This is a genomic window from Leisingera sp. NJS204 (assembly GCF_004123675.1).
In the GTDB taxonomy this organism is placed as follows: domain Bacteria; phylum Pseudomonadota; class Alphaproteobacteria; order Rhodobacterales; family Rhodobacteraceae; genus Leisingera.
Map to the genome: position 1 here is coordinate 28,086 of NZ_CP035421.1, position 20,391 is coordinate 48,476.

A 20,391-nucleotide genomic window follows, 5' to 3' on the forward strand; every position below is an offset into this window, starting at 1 on the left:
CTGCTGTTCATAGGAACGGCAGCCTCAGGCCAAGGGTCCGGTAGCCGCCGGCCGCCAGCGGCAGATAGGCCGCCATAACACCGGCCGTGGCAGCCATGCCTGCGCCCTGCAACCCGTAGTGCGGCACCAGCAGCCAGGTGGCGGTGGCAAGAACCGCCGCGCCGGTCAGCTGGCTGGCCACGCAATAGGCCTGTTGGCCGGTCATCAGCAGCATCACCGTCACCGGCCCGAAGGCTGCGCGCACCAGCTGCGCAGCAAGCAGCAGCAGCATCACCGGGTAGATGCCGCCGGCATATGTTTGGCCCAGCAGCAGGCGGATGATCTCTTCGCCAAAGACATACAGCGGCGCGGCAATCAGCAGGGCCGCTGCAAACCCGGCCAGCGTCAGGGTCAGGTACAGCTTCCGGAGGCCGTCAAAATTGCCCTGCGAGTACAGGCTGACAACCCGGGTGGCCATCAGCAGCTCCAGGATACCGACCGGCAGCGCGGCAAACTGCGCCGCCTTATCCGCCAGATTGTAATAGGAGACGTGCTCCTCCTGCAGCAGGACGCTAACCAGAAGCAGGTTCAGCTGCAGGCCCAGGATCATCAGCACCGCATAGGCGATGTAGGTTTTGCTTTGCGCGGCGACCGGGCGGACCAGGGCGGGGGCGCGGGCGGTCTCGGCGGTGCCGCGAAACCCTGCGGTCAGCCGTCTGAGCCGCCATTGCGACAGCACCGCGCCCAGCCCATAGCCGGCGGCCATTGCGGCCAGCGCAGACCAGGCGGTCCGGCTGCCGGTGAGGGAAATCATCAGCAGCAGGGCAGCGGCCGAGGCTGCCGGGGCCAGGATCAGGAGGCAGAGCTGCCCTTCGGCGGCCCGCTCAAGCCCGCGCAGCGCGGCACTGCCGATGTTGATCACCCCGATAAAGGCGGCAACCAGAAAGATCAGCGCAACGGTGCTGCCGGTGAGCGGCAGCGGCAGGGCGCGGGCGCTCCAGCCGACGGCGAGCAGCAGCAGGAACACCAGCGCCGCAAGGCTGACCAGCAGCATCGCGGCGGCAATGTGCGGCCGGATTTCAGGCTGCCGGCCGCTCTTGTGCAGCTCTGCCACCCGACGGGTCAGAAATTGCGACACCCCGCCGGAGGCCGCCGCGGCGCCGATCGCGGCCAGCGACCAGGCGATGGCATAGACGCCGTATTCCTGCGGCCCCAGCCAGCGCGCCAGCAGCACCGAGATCGACAGCACCAGCGGCACCGACGCCAGTTTGATGATCCCGACCACAGCGCCGTTGCGCAGATAAAAGGAAAGAGTGCCTGCCGGGCGGGGCTTGGGCCGGAGGCGGGCTGTGGAAATCATTCCGGTTGCTCAGACAGATCCGGCTGCCGTGCCGGACTGCGCCAAAAGGGAGCAGTAAACGTCTGAGTGCCGTGCCGTGATTGCATCATAATTATACCTGTTCAAAGCCAGATCCATTGCAACCTTGGCTTTTAATTGCCGCAGATCTTCATCCCCGGCCAGCGTCAATAATGCCTGCGCCAGCACTCTGGCAGCATCGCCGGAGTGCGGCGGCGGCAGAGTTATGCCGGCCTCCTGACCCACCGCCCGGCCAATGGCGTCCCCCTCCAGGCAGACGGTGGGCAGGCCGGTCAGCATGGCCTGCAGCAGAATGGTCGCCAGCCCGTGGTGGTAGCTGGGGTAAAGAAAGACATCAGCGCGGTTCAGCTCGCCCAGCAGCGTCTCCATCGGCAGTTTCCCGGTCAGGGTTACCGCGGCATCCAGACCGTTGCGGGTGATCACCTTGCGGATCGCAGTCTCCTGGTTGCCGGCGCCAACCATCGTGAGCCGGGATTGCGGATAGGCGGCATGAAATGCGGCAAAGGCGCGGACTGCCAAAAGCGCGCCTTTCCAATCAACAAATTCACCTGCATAGATAATCCGGATCACCCTGCCGCGCTGCGGCTTGGATTTCGGCAGCGCCATCCGCGGCGCAGGTTCAATCCCGGTCTGCACAAAAGGCACCACTTTGTTCTGCAGTCCGGCGGGGAAATTGCCCGGCGTGTGCGACAGGATCACATCCGCCCTGGCGCGGGTACGGCGGACGGCGGGGTCCAGATTGCGCAGGCAAAAGCGCAGCGCAGAGCGGGCGGTATCCTTGAGCCGGGCGCGCCAGGGCATCTGCCTGCGGATCAGCGGATGGGTGTTTTCACTGCCCACCGGTCCCCAGACAAACGGCTTTTTCTGAAAGGCGGCGCCGGAGGGCATCCAGTCCATGCCGCCGGTCAGATGGTGGATGACATCAAAGCCGTATTGCCGGTCAAACCGGCGGATTGCGGCGGCAGAGCCAAGCTGCCAGAGGTAGTAATACAGCAAAAAGTTCTTTTTTCCGCGGCCCTTCAGGGCGGTGAACAGGCGCGGCAGGTCGTAATAGAGGAGCTTCAAATCCGGGTTCCGGTTTGCCGCGGCCAGGGCAGGCTGGTTGTTGCTGCGGGTCAGCACCCAGACCTGATGCGCGCCTGCCAGCCGGTTTGCCAGCGCCCAGCCGATTTCGCCTTCACCGCCTTTGCCCGGCTCGCAGGCATATGCCAGAATGAGTACTCTCAAAATTCCCTCAGCAAAATGGCGGGTGGCGGCACCCACCCCTGTTTCAGAGGCGGAGTGCATCCCTTCCGGTCGGTTGCGGGTCAGGGCGGGCCGCCGGGGCGGCGGCATAAAATTGCGTTTATTGATACTGCAATGCCGCTCAATCTGCTATGCAAGCATGGCGAGAGTAATCATTTATTATGGATTTTTAATAAATTAATCAAAATGGATACTGCCTGAGGGCCTCCAGCCGGAAAAGCGCCTTCCTCAGCTCTGGGTAAAGGACCTGGAGCAGGCTCAGGACCCGTTCCTGTTTGATAACCGGAACATGACGGTTGCAGCGAAAGCGGTGGCAGCCAAGAACACCTTTGGGCAGTGGCCGGATCAGGTTGCAACCCGGCGCACCGCTGTCAGCATGGAAGGATCAAGCCCTGCTGCACCGCCCGGACCACTGCAAAGGTCCGGGTGTTCACGCCCAGGGCAGCCATCGCATTTCTGATGTGAAAGTCGACTGTGTGGCGGCTGATGTTGAGGATGATCTCGATTTCCGCTGAAGATTTCCCCAAGGCTGCAAGCTGCAGGCATTCCAGTGCCCGCGGAGAAATGCCGCCGGCTGACTGGGTTTCGCCTTCAGAGGGAACGGTGTCGCTTACCGCCTGGCCGATCAACTGCCCGTAATAGGTCGCACGGGACAAGTCCTTGTCTGAATATGCTTTTTTCCGCGAGCTGGAGAAGGACACGATCTGAATGCTGCCATCGAACTGCCGCGAGGACAGCAGCACCCCGGAATGAATGCCGAAATCGCCGGCCGCCTTGTAAACCTGATCATGTTTTTTCTGAAACGAGGCGCAATTCCGCACGGTTTGCCAGCAAATGGCCCGGCTGGTGCGGGGGGCGAACTGAATGACCGGGTCAGAGCCGATCAGGCCGGTGCTGCGGTAATGCGCCGTCCACTCCTTGGGGAAGTTTGTTTTCATGCTCTGCTGCGCTGCAGTGATGCCGCGGGTGGTTTCCGCGGTTATGTGGCAGGCGGCGAAATACTCAAAATCCGTGTTTTCCTGAAGTTCGCTGAACAGGCTGTCCACAATGGAGCCGCGCGCGTTGCATCCGCTAGTAACAGCATTCTGCATCACCAAATCCTAAAAAATTAACCTTACGTAAGGTTATTTCAGGTCCGCCCTGGGCGCAACTTATAATTGTGGCTCTGCCCTGCGCGGATCTGCTATGCGGGATATCGGAAAGAACACGCCGATACAGGCTCTTCTCCTCACTCAGGGTTGCATTTTCAGACCATAACCACACTTGTGGGTGAAGCATCCCTAGCAGAGACCCGACTTCAGATGGCCAAGAAATTTATCACTTTCGCAATCGCCCTTTTACTGGCCGGTCTGGCCGTCACAGCCGCCTTGCGGGTCTGGCCCGCGCAGAGCGCCCGGGCGATGATCTCTGCCTTTGTCTATGTCTCCGGATTGGCAGCGAAACAGGCTGAAACCAAGGTTGGCACTGTGCATTATCTTGAGGGCGGCGAGGGAGAAACGGTTGTCCTGCTGCACGGTATATTTGCGCGCAAGGAACATTGGATCGACATGTCCCGGCAGCTGAGCGGCGGCTACCGCGTTATCGCGCTGGATCTGCCTGGGTTCGGGGACAATTCCGTGCTGCCGGAAGGGGAGTATGATTATGCCGGGCAGGCGCAGAACCTCATGGCGGTGCTTGATACGCTTGGGGTGGAGCGCTTTCATCTGGCGGCAAATTCGATGGGCGGGCAGATTGCCGGCCTGGTGGCCACGCAGTTTCCTGACCGGGTCGCCAGTGTTGCCTTTATCGGCAGCCCCGTCGGCGTGAATTCGCCGCAGGAAAGCAAGTTTGAGGCGGCAATGCGGACAGAGCAGAAAACCCTGGTGGTCGACAGCCGGGAGTCCTTTGAGAAGCGCAACGCCTTGTTGTTCCCGGAAAAACCATATGTGCCTGCAGTGATTGAAAACCTGTGGGCGGGTCAGGAAATTGCCAATGCGCAGGCAAACCGGCGGATTTGGAAAGAGGTCAACGGCTCGGATACGGTTCCCCTGCAGAGGCTTGCCACCCGTATCACCCAGCCGAGCCTGATTGTCTGGTGCCGGGAGGACCGGATTTTCGATCCCAGCGGCGCGGCGGTACTGGCCGAGGCCCTGCCGGATTCCGAACTGGTCTGGCTGGATCAATGCGGCCATGTGCCGATGCTGGACCAGCCGGCCGGGTCGGGCCGGGCGCTGCGCGCCTTTCTGGATGCGCAGCACTAGGGCCGGACGAATCCCGGCACTCCCGGCCGGGGCAGCGGGACCAGAGCCGGCCTGAGAGCACGCAACTATCAGGTTACAGTGTTTACCGCTGCCGGGATCATCCTGACACTGCCACTCAAATTCAGCGAAGCGGGGCTTGGGTGACATGCGGACTATCATCGTGAACAATCAGAATATCGGGAAATACGCGCATTACTGGCGCGCGCATTTCAAGCTGCGGCACCAGATATTCGTTGAACGTCTGGGCTGGGACCTGAACAGCTACGACGGCATGGAGTTCGATGAATTCGACACGCCGGCAACCGAATATGTCCTGTGCATCAACAACGCCGACCAGGTGGTCGGCGTCTCGCGGCTGCTGCCGACATCCTGCACCTATATGATCGAAAAGAGTTTTTCGCAGGAATATGACGGGCCGCTGCCCAAAAGCGACCGCGTCTGGGAAGCAACACGGTTCGGTGTTTGCCGGTCGCTGAACGGCGCCGAGCGGTCTGAGGCAATCGACGCCATCACCAGCCGGATCTACAATTTCGGCCAGCAGCAGGGCCTGTCAGAGTTTCTGCTGCTGATGCCGTTGTTCATCTATTCACGGATCCTGATCCCGCGCGGATACGATCTGAAGGTTCTGGGTAAGCCCTGGCGCTGCGGCAATATGACCATCGCCGTTGCCCGCGTCCGGGTTGAGCAGGCCGAAAGCACAATCCGCCTGACAGCCTGACGGCCCGTCCGGTGTGCGGACAGCGTTTATCACAAAAAGGAAGTTCGATTATGCCTGAGGATACCCTCGAGGAGTTTTCAATCGCATCCGGAGACCGCATTTGCGTCACCGGCGGCGGCGGCTATCTGGGCCGCCATGTGGCCGCGGCCCTGCTGGCCCGGGGATTGCGGGTGGTGATTACCCTGCGCGACATTCAAAAGGCCGGCCCGGTCCGCGCCTCGCTGCAGGACTACCTGGGCAAGGACAGCCTGCCGCTGGAATTCATCGAGGCCGATCTGACCTCTGACAACGGCTGGGATCTGGCGGCGCAATCAAGCCGGGCGATCATCCACACGGCCTCGCCCTTTCCTGACCGCCCGCCGAAGAACCCGCAGCATCTGGTGAAACTGGCGGCAGAAGGCACCGAACGGGTGCTGCGCGCCGCCGCCGCCCATGGCACCCGCCGCGTTGTGGTGACGTCTTCCATCGCCGCGGTCACGATGAAACCGCTGGAGCCGGGCCGCCTGTCTTACGACGAAAGCGACTGGAGCGACCCGGAGGATCCCCGCACCGATGCTTATGCGTTGTCGAAACTGAACGCCGAGCGCCGGGCCTGGGAACTGGCGGAGGAACTGGGGCTGGAGATGACTGTCATCAACCCCGGCCTTGCCTTCGGGCCGCCCATCGGCAGCAGCGGCGCAACGTCCATCGGCGTCATCCAGCGGTTCCTGAAGGGCCGCGATCCGGCGCTTCCCAATGCGGGTTTCCCCTGTGTCGATGTCCGCGATGCGGCCGAAGCCCATGTGCAGGCACTGCTGCGCAACGGCGCCTGCGGGCAGCGGATCATTGCCGCCAGTGAAACCCGGACGATGGTTGAAATTGCCAGGGTGATTGCCAAGCAGTTCCCGAGCCGGGCCATCAAGACCGGTGCCGCCCCGGATTCGATGGTGCGGGCCGCGGCGAAATTCGACCCGGTTCTGCAGAATGTCCTGCCGCATCTGGGCGTGGCGCCGGAAGTATCCTGCGACCGCGCGCAGAGTCTGCTGGGTCTCAGCTTCCGCCCGATTGATGACAGCATCGCGGAAACCAGCCGGGTGCTGATGCAGCAGGAACTGGCCGCCGCGGATTAATCCGCGGCCCAGTCCGGCGGGGCCGGCATAATACCGGTTTCCTGGGCGATCCTGTCCCGCAGCAAGCGGGCCAGGGCGCTCCGGAACCGCAGCGAGGTCCCGCCCATATTGGTCACCGGCATGATCAGCCGCAGGCTGTTGCAGGCAAAAACCTCATCCGCGGACTGCAGCTCAGTAGCGGTGAGCGAGGCTTCTTCGGCGGTCAGCCCGGCGTCTGCCGCCAGACACAACAGAAGCCCCCGCGTCACCCCCGGCAAGACCCCGTCGTGCACCGGCGGGGTGATCAGCCTGCGGTCTTTGATGGCAAAGATGTTTGCCATCGTGGTGCAGGCGGCAAACCCGCGGGTGTTCAGGAACAGCGCATCACCAAGCCCTTTCTGGCGGGCGGTGCCGGTGGCCAGGATCGCATCGAGATAAGATGCGGCGGTTTTCCACTGGCTGAGAGGCGAGGTCTCGTTTCTGGCGGCTTCGGCAATATCCAGCGCAACCGGCTGGAATTGCAGCGACGGCGGCAACGGCGACAGCGTGGCGGTCACCCGGCTGTAGTGCGACAGGTCGGTTGCCAGCCCGCGTGCCCCTGCACCGCGGCTGATGGACACCCGCAGGATCGCAGCTGCGTCCGTTTCGGCGCAGATGCCGTAAGCGGCTGAAATCAGGCGGCAGTCCGCACGATGGGCAAAGAAATCCGCCGTATGTTCCAGCCGCCGCTGGTGGGCCTGCCGCAGCACTGCCTTGCCGCCGAGGCAGAGCACCGTGTCAAACACCGCATCGCCAAGCGTGGCGCCGCGTTCGGATGCCGCATAGACCGGGCTGCCGGGCGGATGGAATTCGCCGTCCGACCACAGCAGCGGCAGCGCCTTGCCGCCAGTCATTCCGCAGCCTGCGGTTGGCTGCCCGCAGCCCCAAGCCCGATGGAGCGCGCCAGCGCGTCCTTGAAGGCAGGGATCATTTCATTTTCCATTTCGGCACAGGACACCGCGTCTTCGTCCCACAGGAAGACGGCGCGCAGGCTGTCCGGAGTTGTGGTGATCAGAAGCATGATCTTGCCCGGCGGAAACAGCTGCGGAAAGCTGAAGTACCTGCGGGTCTGCAATGCCGAGGCGTTCAGTATCTGCGGCGGTACAGGGCCGATGTTGGACAGGATAAACGGCGATTTCACCACCAGCATCAGCACCAGTTTGGTCGCCAGCACCTTGGGCAGAAAGGCAATCACCTTGTGGTAAAAGGCGTAGCGGGTAAGGTCGTCCAGCACCTTGCCCGCGCGCAGGGTCTCAACCGTTTCAAAAATCCGCTCGCGCTGGGTCCGGGTTGACGGGCCGGAGGGAACCTCGATCGCGTAGGGCACGGCGCAGATGTCATAGTAGCCGTCCAGATCCTGGTCCGAAAACGGCCTGAGCGAGAAATTGTCGATCAGCTTGACCTTGCCCTTGGGCTTTTGCCCCCTGGCGGCATTGAAAGCGGTGATCGTTTCAACCCAGGCCGCCAGATAAAACGGGTGCCGGCTGATCTGTTCGGAGCGGGCGAACTGGCGCAGGTGCTGCCAGACATCGGGGCCAAGATCTTCGAAACGCACCCGGGTCCGTCCGCGCTGCAGCTTGCTGCTGGTGTTGCCCGCCAGCGCCACCGGGGCGGTCACCGTTTCGCGCAGCATGTCCAGCATCGTCGCCGCGAATGATCGCAGATGGCGCCAGGCGGACCATTTGGGCATGAACAGTTTGGCATTTGCCCTGTCCGGAACCCCGGCCGGGCTTTCAACGGGGACCTCGCCGCGCATCAGCGCCTCATAGGCGCTGACCAGCTGAACCGAGATCAGGTTGGCGGATTTTCCGCAGGTGTAGATATGGCTGGTGACGCTTTGCAGGATGGTCAGGTCGTCATATTCGGTGACAAAGATCCGCCATGGCGGGCCATTGGCGTGGTCCAGCGGCTCACCCCAGACATTTTGCGGCACCAGCTGGTCGGCGGCCTGTTCCGGGCAGCGTCCCCGCGTGCGCACATAGCGGATGTCGGGCTGCGCCTGCGGGTTGCGGGTCCAGCCCCACCCGGTCAGCCCGGCAAAAGAGCCGGCCGCCTGCAGGGCCGCATGGCGCCGGGCCACCGAGGCCGCGGCCTGGCGCAGGATATCCAGATCCGGTGCGTTTTCCAGTTCGAACCAGTCGCAGGAATTGCCGTTCAGCCCCTGACGGGCAAGCATCTTTTCGTAATAGATGTAGATGCGGTTCAGCGTCGTCATCGGGTGGCGTTCAGGCATTGGCCAGTTCCTTGGCCGCTGCGGGCTTGCCTTCCGGTGTTTGCGGCTGTGCGGCGTCCGCTGCGGGCTGCTGCCGCAACTGTTCGCGGATTTCGCGTTTCAGCACTTTGCCAGTCAGCCCGCGCGGCGGTTTGGCGCCCTCCGGCAGGATGATCACCTCCGACAGGTGCTGCGCCCAGCTGCAGTTTGCTTTCACTGCTGCTAGCAGATCTGCAGGGCTGCCCGCATGTCCCGGCGCCATCTGCAGCAGCAGCACTGCCTCGTCCGCACCGGAAGCCGGGCGGGCCGCGAGAGCGGCTTCTTGCACGAATGGCAATTTCAGCGCTTCTTCTTCAACCGGCAGGCCGTAGACCGGGCCCTGGGCTGTGTTCACCGTGTCGACATCGCGGTCGATCTGGTAAAACCGCCCGAAATTGTCCCGGAAGCCGACATCCCCGGTCCACCACCAGCCGTCGCGGACCACATCATGGGTGCGGTCGTGCTGGTTCCAGTAGCCTTTGAACAGTGTCGGCCCCTTGACCATCATCCGCCCGACCTTGTGGGCCGGCAGCCGGCGGCCTTCGGAATCGGCAATTTTCACCGCCGGGCTGGCCGGTGTCGGCCGCCCCACCATCCGGCCGAAATTCCGGGTCCGCCGTTCACTGATCTTCACCAGCGCCGCAAAGCCGATTTCGGAGGTCCCGAAGAACTCCATGAACAGGGAGCTGACCAGCGGTTTGCCGAACAGCCGCAAAAAGGCGCCCTTGGCCGTCAGCTGCCGGATGTAATGTTCGTGCATGGCGTCGCCGCTGGACATCCACATGCGGACCGACGACAGGTTGTAACCGTCCAGGCCGGTCTGGCACATGTTCTGGTAGATGTCGGGAAAGGCAAAGAACAGGCGCGGCTGCCAGTCGCTGATGGACTGCAGGATGTGCCTGGCGCTTAGGTCCGTCACCACATGGGTCCGCACCCCGGCCGCAAGCGAGGTGATGCAGCCGGCCTGGCTGATGTGATGGTTCATCCAGCCTGCGAACATCACCGGGTTGCGGCGGGTAATGAACTGGATCCGCATCTGGCCCTGGGCCGCCAGAATAAAACTGTCCGACCCGTGCAGAACCCCCTTGGGGAAACCGGTGGTGCCGGATGTGTGGCAGATCATGACATGCTGATCGCGGTCCATATGCGGCGGGGTGTATTCCACCGCTGCCCGGGCAAAGGCGTCCGGTACCGGGATCACCTCGACACCCGGGGCGGCCAGGCTGCCATTGGTCAAAAAGACCCGCTCAATCCCGTCCAGCGGCAGGCCGCTGTCCAGCAGGCTCTGCAGTCCGGCGCAATCGGTTACAACTGTCCTGGCACCGCTGTGGCGGATGAAGTTCAGGAAATTCTGCACTGGCATCCGGCCATTGACCGGAACCGAGATGGCGCCCCGGCGCATCGCCGCATAGCTCCACAGAAAATAGTCCAGCGAGTTGCCTTTCCAGATCGCCACCCGGTCGAACCGGCGGACGCCTTGGCTGTGCAGCATGTGGCACAGCCGGTTGACGGTACGCCGCAGCCCGCCCCCGGTCAGCCCGTCATCCGGGATGCCGTACTGCGGCAGCTGCTCATCGGTGGTGAAAAAGATCTCATGCTCGCGCCCGGCGATTGCGGTGTCCATCAGGGTTGCGATATTGACAGTGCGGTCGAGAATGAATTGCAGACGTTTCGGAAACACGGTTAAGCCCTTTCCTTTAAAAGAATATCCGGTATTCGATGCCGATGTTGGAGCTGTCCTCCAAGGTGCCGTAGGGCGACCCCGCGGGGCCATCCAGCCAATCGGCATAGAGGTAAATCACGCTTTGGGAGCCGAGCCGGTACTTGCCCCGCAGCCGCACATAAAGGTCGTCTTCAAACCAGCTGGAAACAGTGGCTTCGGCGGACCGGCGGGTATCGTCGCTTTCCCAGGTGTAGGACAGGCTGGACCCCGTTTGCCGGTCTTCATACTGCCCGTAGACGGTCCTGACGCCGGCCGCCAAGGGTGCCAGCGGACCGGCACCGGTGCTGCGGCTGGTCTGCAGGTCGCGCCAGAACAGCTGAACGGCCAGTCTGCTGGTGCCGACCAGCTCGCGCTCGGCACCCAGGACGGCCTGAACCTCATCTTCGGGCAGCAGCGCTGCGGGAATGGCGAAACTGCCGGACTTATACTCATGCAGCGCGGCCTCGCCGTAGAACCGCCAGGCGCCGCGGACCAGGTCGAAATCCGCGCCCGCCATGAACAGATGCGGCACCACCGGCTGCACGCCGGTTCCACCCGCCGACAGATAGGGCAGATTGGCCGGGCCTGAATAGACGCTGATCCCAAGATCGCCGAACCCTGCGGCCCAGGCGATCCGCCCGCCATAGGCCTGATCGTCGCTTTCGACCGGTTCGTCCGGCAGCGACAAAGCACCGGGGTAAATCCCCTGCGGCAGAACGCTGCTGCGGGTGTTGGTATAGGCATAGGCGGACGCCGTGACGTCGGATCCGAGAAACACCGTGCCCCAGATCCCGTCGGACCCGAACCGGTTTCCCTGTTCCTCATAGACGGCAAAGCGGAAGTTGCGCGGCGAGACGACGTCGGTCGGGATGAACCCGTCTGCAACCCCCTGCACATGCACGTGCCGCCCGGCGCCAAGGGTAAAGCTGCCTGCCTGGTATTCTGCGTATGCTTGGCGCAGAGCCTGGGTTTCATTGATGGCCCGGTCCTCCCGGCCGCTGCCCTGCACTGTCCCGCCGGCAAACAGATCCAGCGTGCCGCCGGCCGCGTCCCTGCTGTGCGAAAAACGATAGTTCAGCCGTCCGAAAACACCGGTGCCGCTGTCGGTGAAATTGGGGTTGCCGCCTTGCACCCCGGTGGCGAAATACCCGTTGAATTCAGCCCGCGCCGGTGCCGCGGCGGCCAAGGCCGCGGACAGGATCAGACCCGGTTTCAAAAGCCTTTGCAGCATGGTCAGGCAGCCTCGGCGCCGGTGTAGTCCCGGCAGAACAGGCTCAGCTGCCCGGGCGAGGCCAGAAGGGTGTCCAGCCGGGTCAGTTTCAGATTGCTCTCAAACGGATCACCCGACGGCGGCGCATGCAGAAGATCGGTCATCTGCCACGAGAAGGCCTGCCCGGCCCAGGCCCGCTTCAGCGCCTTTTGCGCATACTCTGCCAAGGCCTCCTGCCGGCCCTCGAACAGCAGCCTGCGGAAGCTTTCGCTCAGCTCGCGGATGTCGGCGATGGCCAGGTTCAGGCCCTTGGCCGCCGAGGGCGGCACAGTATGGCCCGCATCGCCGGCCAGAACCACATTTCCAAGCTGCATCCGGTCCGCCACATAGCCCTGCATCCGGACCATCAGCCGTTCTGTCACCTTGCCGGGGCTGAAGGTCACATCCGGCCCCAGGCGGCGCTGCATCTCGCTCCAGAAGCGGTCATCGGACCAATCTTCGGCCTGGTCGTCCGCGCCGCATTGCAGGTAGGTGCGGCTGACCGTGTCCGAACGCATCGACCACAGCGCAAACCCGCGCGGGTGATAGGCATAGGTCAGCTCGGGCGAGACCGGAGGGGTTTCGCTCAGCACGCCGACCCAGGAAAACGGCAGCCGCTTGCTGCTGCCGCCCCCGGCGCCGTTCACCAGCCGGCGCGCCGGGCCATGCGCACCGTCGCAGCCGGCGACAAAGCGGCATTCCAGCCGGTGTTCAGCGCCGTCCTTGCGATAGGTGATGACATGCGGCTCCGCTTCCGGATCCGACAGCCGGATATCTTCGGCGCCGTAAACCGGGCTGCGGCCGCTTGCGGCCAGCGCATTGGTCAGATCGCAGGTCAGCGCCGACTGGCCGTAAACCATGCAGGAATGCCCCCCGCTCAAGGCTTCAAGGTCGATACGCCGCGTCTGACCGCGCCAGCGCAGGTTCATGCCCCGCTGCGGCAGGCCCAGCCGGTCCAGACGCCCGGCCAGCCCGGCCTGGCGCAGGAAGGCAACGCTGGCGTGATCCAGCTGCCCGGCCCGCACCCGGCGCTGCACATGCGCGCGGCTGCGGTGTTCCAGCACCTGATTGTCGATTCCCAGACGGTCCAGAAGAATCGAAAGAAGCAGCCCGGACGGGCCGCCGCCAATAATACCAACCGTCGTACGCATGGGGATTTCCGCTCCGCTTTGCTGTTTCGCGCCGACGCTAGATAGCCGCGGCGGATACCGGAACTCTCAAAGTCGATAGGTGACAGGCGGGCCGCAATTCCCGCCTTATCCGGGCAATTCATTTCAGCCTGACGGCGTTTCCAGCCGGTTGATGAGCCTATGGCAGTAAAGGGATACAGAGCCTTGAAACTTCTCCTCGTCGACAATTTTGACAGCTTTACCAATAATATAGCCGACTTCTTGCGCGGTCAGCGTGACGGTCTTTGCATCGATGTCATCCGCAATGACTGCTACGGCTTTCTGCAGAGTCCGGAATTTCTGAGCTATGATGGAATCATCATCTCGCCGGGGCCGGGCAACACCGGCGTCGCCAAGGATCTTGGCATTTCCCTGGAAATTCTGCGCCGCGACAGCCGCCCTGTGCTGGGGGTCTGCCTGGGCCATCAGGCGATGATCGTCGAGGGCGGCGGCGTCGTTGAACTGGCGCCGCAGCCAATGCACGGGCGGGTCAGTCAGATCACCTGCAGCGGCGAGGGGCTGTTTGCCGGCCTGCCCAAGACACAGAAAGTGATGCGTTATCATTCCTGGACCGTGAACCCGGAGCTGCCGCAGGGCTTTGTCTGCGATGCCTGGACCGAGGATGGCATTGTGATGGGCATCCGCAGCACCGAATCCCCGCGCTGGGGCGTGCAGTTCCATCCGGAATCGATTGCCACCGAATACGGCCGGGCGATTCTCGGCAACTTTCTGAATCTGGTCGAGACGCATCAGGGCCGGACCGCAGCCAAGGCCCGCAGCAATGCCGCAGGCGCGGCGCCCGCCCGCAGCCTGTACTGGCACAAGCTGGGCGCCGCCATCGACCCGGCGGCGCTGGTCGAAGCGCAGGGGCTGGTCAACGGCCGCCGCCCCCAGCTGCTGGAAAGCAGCCTCGCGCAGGAGGGGCTGTCGCGCTATTCCATTGTTGAGGCGCCCGCGGACCCGGACCGCAGCATGACCTATTGCGTGCAAACGCAGACCGTTCGCGAATACGAGGGAACCGCGCTTGCCGCCGAGCGGCAGATGCCGGTGCTGGACTATCTCAGCAGTTGCCTGGGGGTTGTATCCTGTCCCGGCGGGCATCCGCCGTTCCCGTTCCTCGGCGGCCTTATCGGCTGGCTGGGCTATGAGCTGAAATCGGAATTCCTGGGTGTTTCCTCGCCGCCCTCGAAAACCGAAGACGCCGCCTTTCGCCATGTGCCGCAGTTCTTTGTGATCGACCATCTTGAAGATGCGGCCTATGCGGCGGTCTGCTTGCCGCAGGACGCCGAGGAAGCCCAATTCGACAACGCCCTGTCAGCGCTGCAGACAACGTTCGCCAAGGCGGCCAGGATGCAGGTCGCCCTGGCGCCCGCCAAACCCCGCCCGCCGCTTGAATTCACCATGCGGCACGCCCCCCAGGCCTATCTGGACCGGATTATCAAATGCCAGGAGCAGATCCGCGCCGGCGAAAGCTATGAGCTGTGCCTGACCAACCAGATCACTGCCGAGCTGGAAGAGCTGGATGCCTGGGAGTTTTACAAGGTTCTCCGCCAGCGCAACCCGGCGACCTACAGCGGCTTTCTGAATATCGGCGGCACCGAGGTTGTGTCTTCCTCGCCGGAACGTTTCCTGCGCGCGGATCAGTCCGGCCTGCTGGAAAGCAAACCGATCAAGGGCACCGTCAAACGGGGGGCCACGCCGCAAGAGGATGCAGAGCTGGCCCGCCGTCTGCAGAGCACCGAGAAAGAACGCGCCGAAAACCTGATGATCGTCGATCTGGTGCGGCATGATTTTGCCGCAACTGCGATCCCCGGTTCCGTCGATGTGCCCAAGCTGTGCGCGATTGAGACCTATAAGACCGTGCATCAGATGGTCTCGACCATCCGCGGGCGGCTGAAACCGGGCCTGACCAGCGTTGATGCCATCCGCACCTGTTTCCCCGGCGGCTCTATGACGGGTGCGCCCAAAATCCGCTCGGTGGAAATTCTCGATCAGCTCGAGGAAGGCCCGCGCGGGGTCTATTCCGGGGCGATCGGCTGGATCGGCTACAACGGGCAATCGGATCTTTCGATTGTCATCCGCACGGTGGTGAAGCAGGGCGCGTCCGTCTCCATCGGCTGCGGCGGTGCCATCACCTATCTGTCGGACCCCAAGGCCGAACTGGATGAGATCATGCTGAAAAGCCAGGCCCTGGTGCGGGCACTGGCGGAACATCTTACCGGCCATTCAGAACACTACCGGATTTCCAACGGCCTGCAGGCGGCGCCGGCAGGCACCTTTGCAAAGTGAAGCAGGACTTCGAAAAGGATACCCTCATGCCCGATTCTATTTCACGGCTTCCCCGCCGCGGTTTTCTGGCCCTTGGCGGCGGCAGTCTGGCCACCGCCATGCTGGCGCCCGGCCTGGTGCTGGCGGCCCCGGATGCGCTGGAGGTTGCCACCGCGGTCAATAACATCGAGCTGACCGGATCAATGGCGGCAATGGCCAAGGTCGAGCTGCGCCGCACCGGAGCGCCGGTGCGCACCCGCGATCTGGAAGTCTCCACGGCCCGGCAGGGCGGCAAGGATCTTAGCGACCGCCGCTATGTCTTTCTGGCCCCTGCGGATGTGCGCGACACCAAACTGCTGGTGCACGAGCAAGGCCGAAAGGACAATGATCTTTGGCTGATGCTGCCCAGCCTTGGCAAAGTGCGCCGCATTTCCGCCTCTAAGCAGGCCAATGCCTTTGCCGGAACGGATTTCAGCTATGCCAACCTGATGGCGATGCGGCTGGAAAATTTCACCCATGCGATCACCGCCGGCAGTGGCAGCAGCATCACATTGGAAAGCACCGTGCGCAGCGCCGGCTACGGGCGCAGCATCGGCTATGCGCGCGCGGTGACCCAGGCCAGGGCCGGGTCGATGGTGCCGTTCCAGATCGATTACTTCGATCAGAAGGGGCGCCATCTGAAGACACAGAAAATGTCCAAGGCGGCCCAGGCGCCGGATGGCAAACACATCCTGCGCTCGCGCCACATGATTGTGCACGGCAAAGGCCGGGAAACCCTGATCAGCCTGAGCAAAATCGATTTCAGCCCAAACTTCGGCGGCGGTCATTTCAGATCCCAAAGCCTTTGACGCCCCATCAGGAGAACTAAGCCTATGCCTCTGGAACATTTCGGACACCTCAATGAGCCGAACCCCATCAACCCGCTGCTGGACCGCAAGCTCAAGACCTGCGGCCTTTACACCCAGGTCGTCGGCGCCAACGGAAACCAGCTGCACTGCGGTGACAACAAGCTGGTGCTGGACTTTGTGCCCGGCCATGGCTGTCTGCCGCTGGGCCATGGCCCGAATCCGGTTGCGGAAACGGTTGCGGAAACCCTGAAACTGCCGCTTACCAATCTGGTCCAGCCCTATTTTTCAGAAGCAACCGAAGTGCTGGCCCGGCGTTTGATGTCGCTGTCGCCGATCATCACCGAGCGTGTCAACTTTGCCACCACCGGCACCGAAGCGATTGAAATCGCTCTGAACTCTGCCCGTCTGGCGACCGGGCGGCTGCGCTTTATCGCGGCGGTCAATGGCACCCACGGCAAATCCATCGGCGGTCTTTCCGTCACTCATACCGACCCGGTCAATGAATTTGCCGAACTGGCGGGCACGGTTTTTGTGCCCTTTGGCGACATTGATGCGATGGACCGCGCCCTGGCGGCCGAGGGTGACTCGATGGCGGCGGTCATCCTGGAGCCGGTGCAATCCGAGGGCGGTGTCAAACTGGCCTCCAAGGCCTATTTCGAAGCTGTGCGTGCCCTGTGCGACAAACACGGTGTTCTGCTGATCCATGATGAGATCATGACCGGCACCGGCCGCACCGGGCATTTCTTTGCAACCGAATGGACCGGCGGCAACCCGGATATCATCGTTCTGGGCAAGGCGCTTGGCGGCGGTGTGATGCCGATCTCGGCCTGTCTGCTTGGCCCCCGTGCGGTGACCAAGTCGCTGGATTTTCAGCAGATGTCCAGTTTTGCCGGCAGTGCCTATGCCGCAACCGCCGCCAACGCGATGCTTGACGTGTTGCTGGAAAACGACAGCGAGCTGCTGCGCAGCATCCGCGCCTGCGGCAATACCCTGGACGGCATTCACCAGCGGCTGCAGCGCGCCTATCCGGAGCTGATCGCAGACACCCGCGGCTGCGGGCTGCTGCATGGCATCGAATTCAGCCGTCAAACCAATGTGGTCGCAGGGTCCGAGGGCGCGTTCCTGGGCCTGGCAGGTTCCAGCCAGCAGTATCCGGCGCTGACGGCGGGGCATATGCTGTCAAACGGCGTCCGGGTCACTCCGGCGGCGAACTGCAAGGGCGTGCTGCGGATCATGCCCAGCTATCTGACCACCGACGAGGAATGCCAAACCTACGCAGCCGCGCTGGAGGAATGCCTGGATGCGCTGGCAGCACAGGACACGGTGCGCGCCACCAAGCATATCACCGGCACCGCCAAGGCGGGGGAGCGGGAATCCGCGGTTGAATTCCTGGGCGCGGATCCGGTCGGTGAAATCGGCCCGGACGAAGGCCGCTTCGGCTTTATCGTGCATCAGCTGGAAACCGACGATCTGCAGAACCTCGATCCGCTGCTGCGGCAAGTGACCCGCAGCCAGCGCGACGTACTGACCAATCTTCTGGGCGAGTTTGACGAGCCCATCCTGCTGAGCCGCGCCCGGATCAAGGGCAAGGACGGATCAAGCGCGGTTGGCGACTTTATCCTGCTTCCCCGCAGTGCCCGGCAGCTTTTGGCCATGCCGCAGGACGACGCCTGCGAGCTGGTGCAGAAATGTGTGAACCTGGCCGTCAAACGCGGTGCGCGGATTGTCGGTCTTGGCGGCTATACCTCGATTGTGACACGGGGCGGCTCCCGGATTGATCCGCTGGGCCAGGCGGTGACCACCGGCAACGGCTTCACCATCGAAGCAGCCCTGATGGCCGCGGACCGCGCCACCACCACGCTGGGCCGCAGCCAAAGCGACGCCACCGCGGCGATTATCGGCGCGGCAGGATCAATCGGCAGCGGCATGGTGCAGATGATCTCGGCCCGGGCCCGCCGCCTGTATCTGTTTGTAAACCCGGCGACCCCGCTGGAAAAATCCTTTCTGCGGCTCAAGCGGTCGCTGGCTGCGGGGCTGAAAGCGTCCCGCGACGGCGAGCTTCCGGCCCGTGCCGGCTCTGTTCTGGACCGCGCGATGAAGCTGATGGACGGCCAAACCGACCCGGCGGCCCTGGCGGAACAGCTGCTGCGCGATCCCGAATATTTCGTGATTTCCGACAATTGCAGCCGCGATCTGCGCAATGCCGACATCATTTACTCGGCCACCAGCTCCACCGATAAGCTGATCACGCCTGAGGATCTGCGCCCGCAAAGCGTGGTCTGCGATCTGTCCCGGCCCGGCAACATCAGCTATCGCTGCCGCGAAGAACGCGATGATGTGCTGATCATGGACGGCGGTGTCATTGCCTATCCTGGCCGCCCGCAGCTGGCGCTTGGCATTCCGATGCCCAAAGGGGTCGCTTTTGCCTGTATCGCCGAAACCGTCATGCTGGCGCTGCGCAAACACTATGAAAACACTTCAGTCGGGGCTGCGCCGTCGCACCGCGAAGTCAGCATGCTGCGCGAAATCGCCGCCGATACCGGGTTTGAACTGGCAGACCTGCGCGCCTTCGACAAGCCCATCGGCCGGGTCGATTGGGGCAGCCTGATCGGCGACGGCAGCCCGGAAGCCGCTGGAAGTGACGACGCACTGTCCCAGGCCAGCGCTGCTGCGGACCCGCACTCGCTTACCAGTGATGAAAGCATTGACTATTATCACCGCATGATCGGCCAGCGTGCGGAAGGCATCAGTGCAAGCGATCCGGCGATCAAGGAGATGGACGGCGGGATTTTCACCTGGAAGGATCTCGATCATGCGGCGGGCGTATCGGCTGCCCGCTTCCTGACGCTGGGCATTGATCGCGGCGCGCGGGTGTTTGTAGCGGGGGCAGGCAATTTTGCCCATATCGCCGCGGTTGCAGGCCTGTGGCGCATCGGCGCCGTGCCGGTCACCCTGGACAGCTCGCTGCCGCAGGACCGCCTGCGCGCCATGATGCAAGTCGCCGCACCGGTGCATGCGCTGTGCAGCCCCGGCCTGGAGGCGGGCCTGGCGGATCTGCTGCCGGTGGCACTGCTTGAAAGCAACGCCCAGCTGCTGAGCCAGACCGCAGCCGGCCCGCAATCCGCAGCCGCAAGCGCCGGGGACGAAGCCGTTGTGATCTTCACTTCGGGGTCCACCGGATTGCCCAAGGCGGTGCCGCATTCCTTCCTCGACCTGGTCAACATGGCCGAGAACTATGGCCGTCACAACGTTGGGCTGTCGCCGAAGGACAACGTTATCGTCACCTCCAAGCTCAGCTATTCCTATGGCTTTTCGGTGTCGATGACCGCGCTGTATCACGGTGCCGCCCTGTTGCTGGGCAACGGCCGGTTCGATCCCGCCGCCATTCTGGACCAGATCGAACAGCAGAAGGCGACGGTGCTGTTCTCGGTGCCGACCGTCTACAGCATTCTGGTCAAGCAGCCGCCGCGCGATCTGTCGACACTGCGCCAGTGCATCGCCGCCGGCGAGGCCCGCTCGCCCTTTGTCGATGACGCCTGGGAACAGATCAGCGGCATCAGCATTCAGGATGGTCTTGGCGCCACTGAAATCATGTCCTTTGCCCTGGCCACCCCCAAGGGTGAACCTGGCGGCAGATGCATCGGCACCATCGTTCCGGGTTTCAGCATCGAAATCCGCAATGCGCACGGGCAGGTGACCCGCACCGGTGAGGCCGGCGTGGCCTGGGTGCGCGGCAATTCGGTGGCGACGGGCTATCTTGGCAATCCGGAAGCAAGCGCCCAGGCGTTTCAGGATGGCTGGTACCGGACCGATGACATCATGCGGATGGATAAGGATGGCCGCTTCCACTACCTGGGCCGGGCAACCGACCTGACCAAGGTCGGCGGCGTCTGGGTGTCGCCTGCGGAAACCCAGAACTTCCTCAACGCGCATCCGCTGGTCGCCGAATGCGCAGTGGTCCTGCGCGAGCATCCCGAACCCCTGGTGCGGCCCTATGCCTTTGTGGTGCCCGCCGCTGGTGCCACCGCCGGCCCCGGGCTGGAGCAGACCCTGAAGGCTGCCATCAGCGGGATGTTTGCCAAGTCCCAGGTCCCGCACAAGATCTTCTTCCTCGACGCGCTGCCGCGCACCGGCAACGGCAAGGTGCAGCGCTTCGCCCTCTCGGACATGGTCCAGGACAAAATCAACCTTGAATCCATCAGGCTGCAGTAAGATCC

The 20,391-nt window shown here is 63.3% G+C and carries 14 protein-coding genes; 6 read left to right on the top strand and 8 right to left on the bottom strand.

Annotated elements, in window-relative coordinates; all coding sequences use genetic code 11:
• Positions 1–7: 7 nt before the first annotated feature.
• The 3 genes from ETW24_RS22600 to ETW24_RS22610 form a co-directional block, all read right to left on the bottom strand.
• A complete protein-coding gene (locus tag ETW24_RS22600; RefSeq protein ID WP_129373354.1) occupies positions 8–1,339 on the bottom strand; it encodes a lipopolysaccharide biosynthesis protein in 1,332 nt (443 codons plus the stop codon).
• Between the two features lie 9 nt (positions 1,340–1,348).
• On the bottom strand, positions 1,349–2,584 hold the full coding sequence (locus ETW24_RS22605; protein ID WP_164982828.1) for a glycosyltransferase family 4 protein: 1,236 nt from the start codon (positions 2,582–2,584) through the stop codon (positions 1,349–1,351).
• A 389-nt stretch (positions 2,585–2,973) separates the two neighbouring features.
• The gene (locus ETW24_RS22610) at positions 2,974–3,693 is read right to left on the bottom strand and encodes a helix-turn-helix transcriptional regulator (protein ID WP_129373356.1); all 720 of its coding nucleotides are present in this window, start codon (positions 3,691–3,693) and stop codon (positions 2,974–2,976) included.
• 210 nt (positions 3,694–3,903) lie between these two features.
• Here ETW24_RS22610 and ETW24_RS22615 point away from each other — a divergent pair, with 210 nt between their 5' ends.
• The 3 genes from ETW24_RS22615 (at position 3,904) to ETW24_RS22625 (ending at position 6,669) form a co-directional block, all read left to right on the top strand.
• Complete coding sequence (locus tag ETW24_RS22615) at positions 3,904–4,842, top strand: alpha/beta fold hydrolase (RefSeq protein ID WP_129373357.1); 939 nt, start codon at positions 3,904–3,906, stop codon at positions 4,840–4,842.
• A gap of 145 nt (positions 4,843–4,987) precedes the next feature.
• Positions 4,988–5,560 carry an acyl-homoserine-lactone synthase gene (locus tag ETW24_RS22620; protein WP_129373358.1) on the top strand — a complete coding sequence of 191 codons (573 nt, stop codon included), beginning with the start codon at positions 4,988–4,990 and terminating at the stop codon, positions 5,558–5,560.
• Positions 5,561–5,610: 50 nt separating this feature from the next.
• Positions 5,611–6,669, top strand: coding sequence for an NAD-dependent epimerase/dehydratase family protein (locus ETW24_RS22625; RefSeq protein WP_129373359.1), 1,059 nt, complete (start codon positions 5,611–5,613; stop codon positions 6,667–6,669).
• Here ETW24_RS22625 and ETW24_RS22630 read toward each other — a convergent pair.
• From ETW24_RS22630 to ETW24_RS22650, 5 genes are read right to left on the bottom strand one after another with little or no spacing between them, the layout of a single operon-like run.
• The gene (locus ETW24_RS22630; protein WP_129373360.1) at positions 6,666–7,541 is read right to left on the bottom strand and encodes an aminotransferase class IV; all 876 of its coding nucleotides are present in this window, start codon (positions 7,539–7,541) and stop codon (positions 6,666–6,668) included. The genes ETW24_RS22625 and ETW24_RS22630 overlap by 4 nt on opposite strands.
• Positions 7,538–8,920: a hypothetical protein gene (locus tag ETW24_RS22635; protein WP_129373361.1), complete on the bottom strand. Its 1,383-nt coding sequence runs from the start codon at positions 8,918–8,920 to the stop codon at positions 7,538–7,540. Before ETW24_RS22635 ends, ETW24_RS22630 begins: the two co-directional genes overlap by 4 nt.
• Complete coding sequence (locus tag ETW24_RS22640) at positions 8,913–10,619, bottom strand: class I adenylate-forming enzyme family protein (protein WP_164982829.1); 1,707 nt, start codon at positions 10,617–10,619, stop codon at positions 8,913–8,915. The genes ETW24_RS22635 and ETW24_RS22640 overlap by 8 nt, the downstream gene beginning before the upstream one ends.
• A gap of 16 nt (positions 10,620–10,635) precedes the next feature.
• Complete coding sequence (locus ETW24_RS22645) at positions 10,636–11,871, bottom strand: hypothetical protein (protein WP_129373363.1); 1,236 nt, start codon at positions 11,869–11,871, stop codon at positions 10,636–10,638.
• Positions 11,872–11,873: 2 nt separating this feature from the next.
• Positions 11,874–13,040 (bottom strand): 4-hydroxybenzoate 3-monooxygenase, encoded by a 1,167-nt coding sequence (locus ETW24_RS22650; RefSeq protein WP_129373364.1) that lies wholly within the window; start codon positions 13,038–13,040, stop codon positions 11,874–11,876.
• A 183-nt stretch (positions 13,041–13,223) separates the two neighbouring features.
• Here ETW24_RS22650 and pabB point away from each other — a divergent pair, with 183 nt between their 5' ends.
• The 3 genes from pabB to ETW24_RS22665 are packed head-to-tail and all read left to right on the top strand — an operon-like array spanning position 13,224 to position 20,386.
• Entirely contained in the window at positions 13,224–15,347 is a 2,124-nt protein-coding gene (pabB, locus tag ETW24_RS22655; RefSeq protein WP_164982830.1) for an aminodeoxychorismate synthase component I, read from the top strand.
• A 26-nt stretch (positions 15,348–15,373) separates the two neighbouring features.
• The gene (locus tag ETW24_RS22660; protein ID WP_129373366.1) at positions 15,374–16,174 is read left to right on the top strand and encodes an outer membrane lipoprotein-sorting protein; all 801 of its coding nucleotides are present in this window, start codon (positions 15,374–15,376) and stop codon (positions 16,172–16,174) included.
• A gap of 24 nt (positions 16,175–16,198) precedes the next feature.
• Entirely contained in the window at positions 16,199–20,386 is a 4,188-nt protein-coding gene (locus ETW24_RS22665) for an aminotransferase class III-fold pyridoxal phosphate-dependent enzyme (protein WP_129373367.1), read from the top strand.
• The last annotated feature ends 5 nt before the right edge of the window (positions 20,387–20,391 follow it).

Excerpts from the sequence above, each read along its gene's own strand:
- ETW24_RS22600 (WP_129373354.1), bottom strand. The coding sequence starts at position 1,339 with ATGATTTCCACAGCCCGCCTCCGGCCCAAGCCCCGCCCGGCAGGCACT.
- ETW24_RS22610 (WP_129373356.1), bottom strand. The coding sequence starts at position 3,693 with ATGCAGAATGCTGTTACTAGCGGATGCAACGCGCGCGGCTCCATTGTG.
- ETW24_RS22615 (WP_129373357.1), top strand. The coding sequence starts at position 3,904 with ATGGCCAAGAAATTTATCACTTTCGCAATCGCCCTTTTACTGGCCGGT.
- ETW24_RS22620 (WP_129373358.1), top strand. The coding sequence starts at position 4,988 with ATGCGGACTATCATCGTGAACAATCAGAATATCGGGAAATACGCGCAT.
- ETW24_RS22625 (WP_129373359.1), top strand. The coding sequence starts at position 5,611 with ATGCCTGAGGATACCCTCGAGGAGTTTTCAATCGCATCCGGAGACCGC.
- ETW24_RS22630 (WP_129373360.1), bottom strand. The coding sequence starts at position 7,541 with ATGACTGGCGGCAAGGCGCTGCCGCTGCTGTGGTCGGACGGCGAATTC.
- ETW24_RS22635 (WP_129373361.1), bottom strand. The coding sequence starts at position 8,920 with ATGCCTGAACGCCACCCGATGACGACGCTGAACCGCATCTACATCTAT.
- ETW24_RS22645 (WP_129373363.1), bottom strand. The coding sequence starts at position 11,871 with ATGCTGCAAAGGCTTTTGAAACCGGGTCTGATCCTGTCCGCGGCCTTG.
- ETW24_RS22650 (WP_129373364.1), bottom strand. The coding sequence starts at position 13,040 with ATGCGTACGACGGTTGGTATTATTGGCGGCGGCCCGTCCGGGCTGCTT.
- ETW24_RS22660 (WP_129373366.1), top strand. The coding sequence starts at position 15,374 with ATGCCCGATTCTATTTCACGGCTTCCCCGCCGCGGTTTTCTGGCCCTT.
- ETW24_RS22665 (WP_129373367.1), top strand. The coding sequence starts at position 16,199 with ATGCCTCTGGAACATTTCGGACACCTCAATGAGCCGAACCCCATCAAC.